At 64.3% G+C, this 12,475-nt stretch carries 11 protein-coding genes; all 11 read left to right on the top strand.

Annotation, left to right across the window (positions count from 1 at the left end; all coding sequences use genetic code 11):
* Window positions 1-4: 4 nt before the first annotated feature.
* The 11 genes from bchB to puhE all read left to right on the top strand — a co-directional run bounded on the left by bchB (window position 5) and on the right by puhE (window position 12,475).
* On the top strand, window positions 5-1,588 hold the full coding sequence (gene bchB, locus Q0O40_RS00900) for a ferredoxin:protochlorophyllide reductase (ATP-dependent) subunit B (protein WP_295524996.1): 1,584 nt from the start codon (window positions 5-7) through the stop codon (window positions 1,586-1,588).
* On the top strand, window positions 1,578-5,255 hold the full coding sequence (locus Q0O40_RS00905; RefSeq protein WP_295524999.1) for a magnesium chelatase subunit H: 3,678 nt from the start codon (window positions 1,578-1,580) through the stop codon (window positions 5,253-5,255). Before bchB ends, Q0O40_RS00905 begins: the two co-directional genes overlap by 11 nt.
* Before the next feature lie 65 nt (window positions 5,256-5,320).
* Window positions 5,321-6,199, top strand: a complete 879-nt coding sequence (gene bchL / locus Q0O40_RS00910; RefSeq protein WP_295525072.1) for a ferredoxin:protochlorophyllide reductase (ATP-dependent) iron-sulfur ATP-binding protein — start codon at window positions 5,321-5,323, stop codon at window positions 6,197-6,199.
* A gap of 1 nt (window position 6,200) precedes the next feature.
* Window positions 6,201-6,887 carry a magnesium protoporphyrin IX methyltransferase gene (gene bchM / locus Q0O40_RS00915; protein ID WP_295525002.1) on the top strand — a complete coding sequence of 229 codons (687 nt, stop codon included), beginning with the start codon at window positions 6,201-6,203 and terminating at the stop codon, window positions 6,885-6,887.
* Complete coding sequence (locus Q0O40_RS00920; protein WP_295525005.1) at window positions 6,884-8,311, top strand: BCD family MFS transporter; 1,428 nt, start codon at window positions 6,884-6,886, stop codon at window positions 8,309-8,311. Before bchM ends, Q0O40_RS00920 begins: the two co-directional genes overlap by 4 nt.
* Before the next feature lie 11 nt (window positions 8,312-8,322).
* Window positions 8,323-9,102 (top strand): photosynthetic reaction center subunit H, encoded by a 780-nt coding sequence (gene puhA, locus Q0O40_RS00925; protein WP_295525008.1) that lies wholly within the window; start codon window positions 8,323-8,325, stop codon window positions 9,100-9,102.
* The gene (gene puhB / locus Q0O40_RS00930) at window positions 9,099-9,770 is read left to right on the top strand and encodes a photosynthetic complex putative assembly protein PuhB (protein WP_295525011.1); all 672 of its coding nucleotides are present in this window, start codon (window positions 9,099-9,101) and stop codon (window positions 9,768-9,770) included. Before puhA ends, puhB begins: the two co-directional genes overlap by 4 nt.
* The gene (gene puhC, locus Q0O40_RS00935) at window positions 9,767-10,288 is read left to right on the top strand and encodes a photosynthetic complex assembly protein PuhC (RefSeq protein ID WP_295525013.1); all 522 of its coding nucleotides are present in this window, start codon (window positions 9,767-9,769) and stop codon (window positions 10,286-10,288) included. Before puhB ends, puhC begins: the two co-directional genes overlap by 4 nt.
* The gene (locus tag Q0O40_RS00940) at window positions 10,285-10,581 is read left to right on the top strand and encodes a hypothetical protein (RefSeq protein WP_295525016.1); all 297 of its coding nucleotides are present in this window, start codon (window positions 10,285-10,287) and stop codon (window positions 10,579-10,581) included. Before puhC ends, Q0O40_RS00940 begins: the two co-directional genes overlap by 4 nt.
* A complete protein-coding gene (gene acsF / locus Q0O40_RS00945; protein WP_295525018.1) occupies window positions 10,578-11,657 on the top strand; it encodes a magnesium-protoporphyrin IX monomethyl ester (oxidative) cyclase in 1,080 nt (359 codons plus the stop codon). Before Q0O40_RS00940 ends, acsF begins: the two co-directional genes overlap by 4 nt.
* Before the next feature lie 2 nt (window positions 11,658-11,659).
* The gene (gene puhE, locus Q0O40_RS00950; protein WP_295525075.1) at window positions 11,660-12,475 is read left to right on the top strand and encodes a putative photosynthetic complex assembly protein PuhE; all 816 of its coding nucleotides are present in this window, start codon (window positions 11,660-11,662) and stop codon (window positions 12,473-12,475) included.

Raw genomic sequence — 12,475 nt, forward strand, 5'->3', positions numbered from 1 at the left:
GGCGATGCAGCTCACTGTCTGGACCTACGAAGGACCTCCCCATGTCGGCGCGATGCGGATCGCAACCGCGATGGAGGGCGTGCATTATGTGCTCCATGCGCCGCAGGGCGATACGTATGCCGATCTGCTGTTCACGATGATCGAGCGCCGGGGCAAGCGTCCGCCGGTCACCTACACGACGTTTCAGGCCCGCGATCTTGGCAAGGATACCGCTGAGATGTTTCAGTCGGCGGCACGCGGCGCGTATGCCCGGTTCCAGCCGCAGGCGATGCTCGTCGGCGCTTCGTGCACGGCCGAGCTGATTCAGGACGATCCGGCCGGCCTTGCCGAGGCGATGCGCCTGCCCTGCCCGGTGATCGCGCTTGAACTGCCCAGCTATCAGCGCAAGGAAAACTGGGGCGCGGCGGAGACCTTTTACCAGTTGGTGCGTAATCTGGCCGACAAGGATGCCAGGCCCGCCCCGCGCGAAGGCCGCAAGCCATTGGCCAATCTGCTCGGCCCCACCGCGCTGGGTTTCCGCCACCGCGACGATGTGATCGAGATCACCCGGCTGCTGGCGACGCTCGGTATCGAGGTTAACGTCACCGCCCCGCTGGGGGCCAGCCCTGCCGATCTGGCGCGGCTGGGCGAGGCCGATTTCAACGTGTGTCTCTATCCCGAAATCGCCGACACCGCCTGCCGCTGGCTGGACAAGACCTTCGGCCAGAAGACCGTGCGTACTGTGCCGATCGGCCACGCCGCTACGCGCGATTTCATCGCCGAAGTCGCGGCGCTGGCCGGCGTCGATCCTGCCGCTGCGCTCGATACCTCGAACATGCCGTGGTGGAGCCGGTCGGTCGATTCGACTTATCTGACCGGCAAGCGGGTGTTCATTTTCGGCGACGCCACGCATGCGGTGGCGGCAGCCCGGGTGGCGCGCGACGAGCTGGGTTTCGAAGTGGTGGGCCTTGGCTGCTACAACCGCGAATTTGCCCGCGATGTGCGCGAGGCCGCCAAGCTTTATGGCCTCGAACCGCTGATCACCGACGATTATCTCGAAGTAGAGGACGCGATTCAGGCGCTGCAGCCCGAACTGGTGCTGGGCTCGCAGATGGAGCGGCACATCGCCAAGCGCCTGCGCATCCCCTGCGCGGTGATCTCCGCCCCGGTTCACGTGCAGGATTTCCCCGCGCGCTACAGCCCGCAAATGGGCTTCGAAGGCGCAAACGTGCTGTTCGATACCTGGGTTCATCCGCTGGTGATGGGGCTGGAGGAGCATCTCCTCACCATGTTCCGCGATGATTTCGAATTCAGCGACGCCGCAGGCGCATCGCATCTCGGCCATGGTTCCGCGCCAGCCGCCGCGCGCCGCGACATCCATGATGACGCGCCCATTGCAGTTCCCGAGGAGCCCGTCGTCATGGCTGCGGCCGAGCACGGCGTGACAGCCACCGGCTGGTCTGCCGAGGCCGAAAAGGAACTCTCCAAGATCCCGTTCTTCGTGCGCGGGAAAGCACGGCGGAACACCGAGCGTTATGCCGCCGAGCAGGGCATAGCCGCTATCACGCTCGAAACGCTCTATGACGCGAAGGCGCATTATGCCAGCTAATTCAGCAATTCAGGCCCCAGCCATTCCCGTGCGCGTGGTCATCATCACGCTCGACAACCACCTGTCGGGTGCAGTCACGCGGGCACAGGCGCATTTCGACCGTGCTTATCCCGGCGTGACAATCGGGTTTCACGCCGCAGCTGATTGGGAAGAAAAGCCCGAAAGCCTTGAAGCGGCGCGCGCCGACATTCTGCGCGGCGACATCGTTCTGGTGACGATGCTGTTCCTTGAAGACCATATCCGGGCGGTGCTGCCGCAATTGACCGCGCGCCAGAACGAATGCGATGCGATGGTCGGGCTGATGTCGGCCGCCGATGTGGTCAAGCTGACGCGGATGGGCGATTACCGGATGGACAAGCCCGCCACTGGGCTGCTGTCGATCATCAAGAAAATGCGCGGCACCAACAAGGCCGGGGCCAGCTCCGGCGCCGGGCAAATGGCCGTGCTGCGCCGTCTGCCCAAGCTGCTCAAGTTCGTGCCCGGTACCGCGCAGGATGTGCGCGCCTATTTTCTGACGATGCAATACTGGCTGGCCGCGTCTGACGACAACGTGTTCGACATGATCAAGGCGCTGGTTGATCGCTATGCCGATGGCGAGCGCCGGATCTTGCGCGGCAAGATGAAGGCAGTTCTCCCGCGCGAGTATCCCGAAGTCGGGGTGTATCATCCCGCGTTGCCGCAGCGCATGGCGCGCACCGCCGACGCGCTGCCCCGCCGCCGCGATGCCAAGGGCACGGTCGGTTTGCTGATGCTGCGGTCCTATGTGCTGGCGAACGACGCGGGTCATTACGACGGCGTGATCGCCGCGCTGGAAGCGCGCGGGCTGAACGTGATCCCGGCCTTTGCCGGCGGGCTCGACGGCCGCCCGGCAATCGAAGAGCTGTTCATGAAGGACGGCGTGCCGGTGGTTGACGCGGTGGTGAACCTGACCGGGTTCAGCCTGGTCGGCGGTCCGGCCTACAACGACACCGCCGCCGCCGAGGCCATACTGGCCAAGCTCGACCGGCCCTACATCGCCGCGCATCCGGTTGAGTTTCAAACACTGCAGGCATGGGGCGCGAACCGGCAGGGGCTGTTGCCGCTCGAGGCGACGATGATGATCGCCATTCCCGAGCTTGATGGCGGCACCGTGCCGATGGTGTTCGGCGGCCGTTCCGATGGCTCCGATACCCCCTGCACCGGTTGCCAGCGCGGCTGCACGTTCCCGGCGACCGGCCAGGTGCGCACAATGCAGACCTGCAGCGAGCGCGCCGAAATGCTCAGCGCGCGCGTGTTCAAGATCATCGAACTGCGCCGCGCGGCCAATGCCGAGAAGCGCGTTGCCGCTGTCTTGTTCAATTTCCCGCCGGGCGCCGGCGCGGCGGGCACGGCGCAGTTCCTCGCCGTGTTCGAATCGCTCTATGCCACGCTCACGCGGCTGGCGCGCGAAGGCTATACGGTCGATGTCCCGGCCTCGGTCGATGCCCTGCGCGAACGCATCCTTGGCGGCAACGCGGCGCGCTATGGCACCGAGGCCAATGTCCATGCCCGCGTCAGCGCCGACACCATCGTCAGCCACGAGACATGGCTCGCCGAAATCGAAGCCTCGTGGGGCCCCGCGCCCGGCAAGCTGCAGTCGGATGGCACCTCGGTGCAGATCCTCGGCGCGCAATTCGGCAACGTGTTCGTCGGCATCCAGCCCGCGCTGGGGTATGAAGGCGATCCGATGCGCCTGTTGTTCGAGGGCCGCTTTGCCCCGACCCACGCATTCGCGGCGTTCTATCGCTGGCTGAAGGAAGACTTCCGCGCCCACGCGGTGCTGCATTTCGGCACGCATGGCAGCCTCGAATTCATGCCCGGCAAGCAGACCGGGCTGAGCGCCCAGTGCTGGCCCGACCGGCTTATCGGCGATCTGCCCAACATCTATCTTTATGCCGCCAACAACCCTTCCGAAGGCGTGCTCGCCAAGCGCCGCTCAGGCGCGGTGCTGGTCAGCTACCTGACCCCGGCGCTCACCAATTCGGGGGTGTACAAGGGCCTTGCCGACCTCAAGGCCTCGGTCGAACGCTGGCGGCAGGCTGAGCCGGGCAGCAATGAGCTGGCCGATCTTGCCGAATTGATCGCCGATCAAGCCGACGCCCTCGATCTTGACGGCAGCAACATCTCCGCGCTTGCCGCCAAGCTGTATGAGATCGAGCGCGAACTGATCCCGCAGGGGCTCCATGTCGCGGGCGCTGCCGCGACCCGCGAAGAGCGCGCCGATATGATCGCCGCCTCGGCCAGCGCCCGCGGCCAGTTGCTCTCTGTTGACATGATCGAGGGCATCGTGGCGGGCACGATCAAGCTCGACACGCCGCTGCTCAAGGAAATGGCTGCGCTCAACACCGCGCTCAGCGCGAACGGTGAGCTTGATGGCATCGTGCGCGCGCTCAATGCGCAGTATATCCAGCCAGTCACAGGCGGTGATTTGCTCCGCTCGCCCGAGATCCTGCCGACTGGGCGCAACATCCATGGTTTCGATCCGTTCCGCCTGCCGTCCGCTTATGCCATGAAAGACGGCGCGGCGCAGGCGCAGCGCCTGATCGATCGCAGCCTCGCCGATTCGGGCCACATCCCGGAAACAGTGGCGATGGTGCTGTGGGGCACCGACAACCTCAAGAGCGAAGGCGCGCAGATCGCCCAAGCGATGGCGCTGATGGGCGCGCGGCCGCGCTTCGATAGCTACAACCGGCTTGCCGGGGCCGAGCTGATCAGCCTTGAAGAGCTGGGCCGCCCGCGCATCGATGTGGTCGTCACCCTTTCGGGCGTGTTCCGCGACCTGCTGCCGCTGCAAACGCGGATGATGGCCGAGGCCGCGTTGCTGGCCGCACAAGCAGACGAGCCGAGCGAGCTGAACTTCATCCGCCGCCACAGCCTGTCGCATCAGGAAGAGCACGGCTGCGACATCGAAACCGCCGCGCTGCGCGTGTTTTCGAACGCCGAAGGGGCATATGGCGCCAACGTCAATCTGATGATCGACAACGGCGGCTGGTCTGACCCCAACGAACTGGCGGACAGCTTCGAACGGCAGAAGGGCTATGCTTACGGCGTGAAGGGCACACCCATGCGGCAGGCGGCGATCCTCGGCTCCGCGCTCAAGACCGTCGATTGTGCCTACCAGAACCTCGAAAGCGTCGAACTCGGCATCACCGCGATCGACCAGTACGTCGATGCGCTGGGCGGCATCAGCCGCGCCGTAACCCGCGCCAAGGGCACCGCAGCGCCGGTCTATATCGGCGACCAGACCCAAGGTTCGGGAAAGGTCCGCTCGCTGCAGGAGCAAGTCGCGCTCGAAACCCGCACGCGCATCCTCAATCCCGTCTGGACCGAGGGACTGCTGCGCCACGGCTACGAAGGCGTGCGGCAGATCGAAGGCAGCGTGACCACGACGATGGGCTGGTCGGCCACCACCGGCGAGGTCGATCCCTGGGTCTATCAGCGCATCGGCGAAACCTACATTCTCGATGCCGAAATGCGCGAGCGGATCGCCGCGCTCAATCCCCGGGCGGCGGCGCGCGTCGCTGGCCGCCTGATCGAAGCCAGCGAACGGAATTACTGGCAACCCGACGAAGCAACACTCGCAGCACTCCATGCCGCCAGCGATGAACTCGAGGATCGTCTCGAGGGTGTCGTTGCGGTCGCGGCATAAAGGAACAGATGATGGCCTTGCTTGATCCCCCCACTCGCCCTGAAGTTACCGGTCTTGAAAGCCGCCTGCGCGACCGCATTGGCCTTGATGGCGAAGGCAGCGTGCAAGTCGGGCTCGATCCGAATGACCGGATCGGCACCGCCAAAGTCTTTGCCGTTTATGGCAAGGGCGGCATCGGCAAATCGACCACCTCGTCAAACCTCAGCGCCGCGTTCTCGCTGCTCGGCAAGCGCGTGCTCCAGATCGGCTGCGATCCCAAGCATGACAGCACTTTCACGCTGACCAAAAAGCTGATGCCGACGGTGATCGACGTGCTCGAGACGGTCGAGTTCCACAGCGAAGAACTTCGCCCCGAAGACTACATGTTCGAAGGCTATAACGGCGTAATGTGCGTCGAGGCCGGCGGGCCGCCTGCGGGCACCGGCTGCGGCGGCTATGTCGTGGGGCAGACGGTGAAGCTGCTGAAGCAGCATCATCTGCTCGAAGAGACCGACGTGGTGATCTTCGATGTGCTGGGCGATGTGGTATGCGGCGGTTTTGCCGCGCCGCTGCAGCATGCCGAGCGCGCGGTGGTCGTCGCCGCCAACGATTTCGACAGCATTTTCGCGATGAACCGCATCGTCGCGGCGATCAAGGCGAAGGCCAAGAACTACGACGTGCGCATGGCAGGCGTAATCGCCAATCGCTCCGCCGCCACCGACGAGATCGACCGGTTTAACGAAGCCACGGGATTGAAGCGCCTCGCGCATTTCCCCGATCTCGATGCGATCCGCCGTTCGCGCCTCAAGAAATGCACCTTGTTCGAGATGGAATCGACTCCCGAAGTCGATGCCGCATGCCTCGAATACAAGCGGCTCGCCGCGCAGATGTGGGCCGGCTGCGATGCGTTGGATGCGCAGCCGATGAAGGACCGCGAGATCTTCGAATTCCTGGGGTTCGAATGAAATGACCACGGCGACTTACGACCGGTTTCGCGAGAACCTCACCACGTATTTCGATCGCACCGCGTCGAAAGCGTGGGAGCAGTTGACGTCCGACGCGCCGGTCAGCGGTGTGCGGGCAACGGTGCGCGCCGGGCGCAACGAAATGCGGGGCACCTTGCTGTCGTGGTTGCCTGCCGACATGACCGGGCTGCGCCTGCTCGATGCCGGCTGCGGCACCGGGGCGCTGGCCGTCGAAGCGGCGCAGCGCGGAGCGGAAGTTGTCGCCATCGATGTCGCGGGCAGTCTGGTCAAGATCGCCGCTGACCGCGCCCCTGCCGGTCTCAACATCGATTGGCGCGTGGGCGATATGCTCGATCCGACGCTCGGGCAGTTTGACCATGTCGTGGCAATGGATTCGCTGATCCATTATAAGGCGGCAGATATTGTCTCGGTGGTGCGGAAAATCGCCGACACCACGCGCGGCTCGTTTGTCTTCACCTTCGCGCCACAGACCCCCTTGCTGATGGTGATGCTAGGGATGGGCCGCCTGTTTCCAAGCAGCGACCGTTCGCCTGCGATTCTCCCCGTCGCGCATCAGAAACTGCGCTCGCAGATCAGCCATGCGCTGCCCTCGGCGACGATCGGGCGCGACCGCCGGGTTTCCGGGGGCTTTTACAAGAGCCATGCGCTGGAGGTGGTGCTGGGATGACCACGAGCCGCGTCCACGGATTCTGGAACAACGCAGGGCGGCGATTCCTGCCGTTTGCCGATGCCGCGACTACCGAGCTTCCGCTTGGTCAGTTGCTGCGGCTATCGCTGTTCCAGGTTTCGGTGGGCATGGCAGCGGTTTTGCTGACGGGGACGCTCAACCGGGTGATGATCGTCGAGTTGAACATGCCAGCCTCGCTCGTGGCCGTGATGGTCTCGCTGCCGCTGCTGTTTGCCCCGTTGCGCGCGCTGATCGGGTTCAAATCCGACAATCATGTCTCGCTGCTGGGCTGGAAGCGGGTGCCCTACATCTGGTTCGGCACGCTGTTCCAGTTTGGCGGATTTGCCATTCTGCCGTTCGCGCTGCTGGTGATGACGGGGGGCGGCCACGGCCCTGCGATCTTCGGCCAGATTGGCGCGGCGATCGCCTTCCTGCTGATCGGCGCAGGCATGCATACCACCCAGACCGCCGGGCTCGCGCTGGCGACCGACCTTGCACCCGAACACGCCCGGCCCCGCGTCGTGGCGCTGCTTTATGTCATGCTGCTGGTCGGCACAGCGGCAAGCGCCATCATCATCAGCCAGATTCTTGCCGACTTCACCGCAACCAAGCTGGTGCAGGTGGTGCAAGGGGCGGGCGCGCTGACGATGATCCTCAACGTTATCGCGCTGTGGAAGCAGGAACCCCGCAACGCCGCAACGACTGCGGCGCGGCCGGATCGGGCGCCGTTCAGCGCAGTCTGGGCCAGCTTCATCGCCCAGCCCAAGACCATGCGGCTGTTGGTTGCGGTCGGGCTGGGCGCGGCGGCCTTCAGCATGCAGGATGTCCTGCTGGAGCCATATGGCGGCCAGATTCTGCACATGTCCGTCGGCGCGACCACATCGCTCACCGCCTTGTGGGCGATAGGCATGCTGGCCGGCTTTGCGATCGCTGCGCGCGAGCTGGCGGCAGGCGCCGATGCGCATCGCCTTGCCGGCTATGGCGCGGTTGCCGGCATCGCGGCCTTCGCGCTGGTGATCTTTGCCGCCCCATCGGAGCAGGCCGGTTTCCTTTACTTGGGCGCATCGCTCATCGGCCTCGGCGCGGGGCTGTTCTCGGTCGGCACGTTGACCGCCGCCATGGCGCTATCGCGCGAAGGCAACAACGGCCTGGCGCTCGGCGCATGGGGCGCGGTCCAGGCGACAAGCGCCGGCCTTGCCATCGCTATCGGTGCCTTTGCGCGCGATGCGATTTCATCCGCGGCAATCGCCAACGACCTGGGGCCCACTCTGGCCGGACCGGCAACCGGTTATGGATTTGTCTATTGTTCTGAAATTACGTTACTTTTCGCAACCATCGTGGCGTTGGGGCCTTTGGTGCGTGGGCGTGCGGCTGGCCAAGCCATATCGCCCTCTCGCTTTGGTCTCAGCGAGTTTCCAACCTGAGGGAAATCGGCATGAGTTATAGCTTCACCCAACACATCGACGTGGCGCTCGTTGTTCTCAACGCGTTCTTCCTGTTTTTCTTCGGGCTCATTCTCTATTTGCGCCGCGAAGACCGGCGCGAGGGCTATCCGCTGGAAAACGAGTTGACCGGGGCGCTCGACCCAGCCGGCGGCCCGATCCTGACCGCAAACCGCAAGACCTTCCATCTGCCGTTCGGCCATGGTTCGGTCACGGTGCCCTCGCTAGAGCGCGAACCGGTCCAGATCGCAGCGCGCCGCACCGATTTCGGCTTTGGCTCGCCGATCGAACCGACGGGCAATCCGCTGGTCGACGGCGTCGGGCCGGCCGCTTGGGCCAATCGCGCCAAGCGCCCCGATCTCGATTATGAGGGCCATGCCCGCATTGTGCCGATGAGCACGGTCGCTGAATTCAGTGTCGCCATGCAAGACGCCGATCCGCGCGGCTTCAAGGTCGTCGCCGCAGACGGCGTCGTGGTCGGTACGGTCAGCGAACTGTGGATCGACAAGGCCGACCGGCTGATCCGCTATCTTCAGGTTTCGTTGCAGGGCGAGGCCCCGCGCGAAGTGCTCGCGCCGATGATGATGGCCTCGGTCAAGCGCAAGACCGGCACCGTCACGATCGATGCGATCGTCTCGGGCCAGTGGGCAGAGGCCCCTGCGATGCCCGAGGGCAGCGCGGTCATCACGCTCTATGAAGAAGAGCGCGTCCAGGCCTACTTCGGCGGCGGTTATCTCTACGCGACCCCGCAGCGTTCGGAGCCGCTGCTATGATCACCGAGTATGAGAACGAGCCGATCCCCGGCTTGCCTGGGTTTCTCCCCAAGGGAGAGCGGATTCTGTGGCAGGGCTCGCCGCAGTGGCGCAAACTTGCCGCCACGGCCTTCCACACGCGCCTGATCACCGGGTATTTCGCGCTGCTGGTGGGGCTGGCCGTGGTGAATGCGCTCGTTCAGGGCGGTCAATCGCTGGGCGATTTCAAGGGCATCGCGATCACTGTGGTGCTCGGCGTCATCGGTGTCGGACTGCTCAATCTCATTGCCTGGGGCACCGCGCGTTCGACTATCTACACCTTGACCGAGCGGCGGATCGTGATGCGCGTTGGGATCGCCCTGCCCAAGTGCATCAACCTGCCGCTCGGCCTCATCGAGTCGGTTGATCTGCTGATGCGCGCGGATGGCACGGGCGATCTGCCGCTCAAGGTCAAAGGCAGCCAGCGGATTGGCTATGCCGGCCTCTGGCCGCATGCGCGGCCCTGGCACTATCAGGTTCCGCAGCCGATGTTGCGGTCTGTGGCCGATGCCGACAACGTTGCGGCGCTCGTGGCACGCACCTGCCTTGCCGCCAATCCGGGCAGCCAGATCGCCACCATCGAACCGCTCGCCAATCGTCCGCAGACCGGCTTCACCGAAGCGCGGCTAGCTGAGAGTGCCGCCGCATGAGCGCAGTCCACAATGAAACCGTGCCGAAGGGCGCGCTGATCGCGGCAGCGAGCCTCGTGATCATGTCGATCGCGGTGACCGGCATTGTCCGCCTCACCGGTACGCCGCCCGACGCGTCGCCCGCTCTGCTGCGGGCCAAAGAAAAGCCCATGGCGGTTTCGTCGCGCGATCTGCGGTTCACCGATCGCGCCGACGGTGCGGTCGTCATCGAAGATGTGGGCACGGGCGCGAAGGCCGGCATGGTCGAGGCGGGCAGCAAAAGCGGCTTCATCCGCGGCGTGATGCGCGGCCTCGCCCGCGAGCGCCGGATGCATGGCGTGGGCAATCAGCCTCCTTTCCGGCTGACCTTGTGGACCGATGGCGAGCTGTCGCTGGTCGATACCGCGACGGGCCGCAATCTTGAGCTCGGTGCGTTCGGCGGCACCAACCGCGCGGCCTTCCTTGCGCTGCTCCCTCCCGCCGCGAAAAATGCCGCGCCGGACATCAACGGTATCAAAACAGCGGAGAACGCATTGTGAGATTGTTCGCGCGGTCGAGCTTCGACACCCCCTGCCGGATCGAGATCGAGCATAGCGACCGCTTCTTGTCCGCCCATGTGAAGCTCGCTGGCGGCGTGGCGATCAATCCGGGCGACCGGGTCCGCGTCCACGGCGACCCCATTCGGGTCGGTTTTGGCGAAAGTGCGGTGTTTAACCGGATGGCGACGGTCGAACGGGCGGGTCCCGTTGCCCGCCTCTGGACCAAGATCAAGGGACATTTCGAGATGTCCGAGCTTTATGAAGTCAGCTTCAGCCCGCGGAGGAACGCATGAACGCGATTACCCAGATCAAGGCAGCGCCGCTCACGGATGTGCCTGATACGATGAAGATCGCGCGTGAGAACACTCTGCTGTCTCCGCGTTTCTACACCACCGATTTCGCCGCGCTCGACAGGATCGACGTATCAAGCGTGCGGGCCGAATGGGATCAGTTGATCGCCGAAATGCAGGCAGACCCCAACAAGCTGCATTTCAAGCGCACCGAGGCCTTCAACGGCGTGATCGAAGGCCTGCCCGAGGCGCTGCGCGAAGAGTTCATCGATTTTCTGGTCAGCTCGCTCACCGCCGAGTTCTCAGGCTGCATCCTCTATGCCGAGATCCAGCGCCGCGCCAAGAACCCCGATATCAAGATGCTGTTCAAACTGATGAGCCGGGATGAAAGCCGCCATGCCGGGTTCATCAACGATACGCTCAAGGATTCAGGGATCGGCATCGATCTCGGGTTTCTGACCAAGACCAAGAAATACACGTATTTCCGCCCCAAGTTCATTTTCTACGCAACGTACCTTTCGGAAAAGATTGGTTATGCGCGCTACATCACGATTTATCGCCATCTGGCCAAGCACCCGGAATTGCGGTTTCACCCGATTTTCAACTGGTTCGAGCAGTGGTGCAACGACGAGTTCCGCCACGGCGATGCCTTTGCCCTGCTGATGCGCAACGATCCCAAGCTGCTCACCGGCTTCAACAAGCTGTGGGTGCGCTTCTTCCTCGTGGCGATCTACGCCACCATGTACATCCGCGATCATAATCGGCCTGCGTTCCACAAGGCCCTTGGCATTGATCCGACGGATTATGACCTGCAGGTTTTCCGCGTCTGCTCGCAGATCACCAAGCAGGTGTTCCCGATGACACTCGACACCGACTCGCCGCGCTTTCAGGCCGGGCTTGAGCGGATGCGCGTGGTCTCGGCCAAGATCGATGCGGCAAAGGAGCAAGGCGGCATTCTCGGCGGGATCAAGCGAATTGGCCTCAGCGCCACCGCTGCGGTCAATTTCTTGCGGCTCTACCTTACGCCGGTTCACACCAACACGGCACCCGCGCAGGTCTGCATGGTCCCCGCCTGGTGACAATGCCGCCGCTCATCTTTGCGTTGTTGACGTGGTTTGTCGGCACGGCTGCGGTGGTCTGGCTTGATAGTCGCCCGCGCGAGACGTTCCAGACCAGCCACCGGCTTGGCGGCCTCACCGCGTTGCTGGCAGCGGCGGTGATCGCCTTCTACGCTGATGATAGCAGCGCCGCCGGGGCCTACATCGGGTTTGCGGCGGCCATCGTGATCTGGGGCTGGCACGAGATGGGCTTCCTGATGGGGTTTGTCGCGGGGCCCCGCCGCTTGCCCTGCCCGCCCGAGGCGCAGGGATGGCGGCGGTTTCGCCTGGCCATGGCGACCGTCATCCACCATGAAATCGCGCTCGGCGCGACGCTGCTGCTGCTCGTCGCGCTGACCTGGGGGCAGCCTAACCAGGCGGGGCCGCTCACCTTCGCGCTGCTGTTCGGCATGCGGCTTAGCGCGAAGTTCAATCTGTATCTGGGCGTGCCCAATCTCAGCGACGAGGTGTTTCCGGCGCACCTTGAGTATCTGAAAAGCTATTTCCGCAAGCGCGCGTGCAATGCGCTTTATCCGTTCTCGTTGGCCGGCGGGATCGCCATCACGGTATGGGCGTGGTCGGTGTCTGAATCCGCGCCAGTGGCCAATGGCACTTGGGCTACAGGCGCGCTTCTGGCGGGGTTTGCGGCGCTCGGCGTGATCGAGCATCTGTTTCTCGTCCTGCCGATAAAGGACGCCGCCATGTGGCAATGGGCGGCATCATCCGGTAAGCCGGTCTCGCGAGGACCGGCTGCGCAGCCAGCAACAATCAAGGCGCCCACGCGCGCCATCATCGACTGA

Source organism: Novosphingobium sp. Chol11 (genome assembly GCF_945870625.1).
Taxonomy (GTDB): Bacteria; Pseudomonadota; Alphaproteobacteria; order Sphingomonadales; family Sphingomonadaceae; genus Novosphingobium.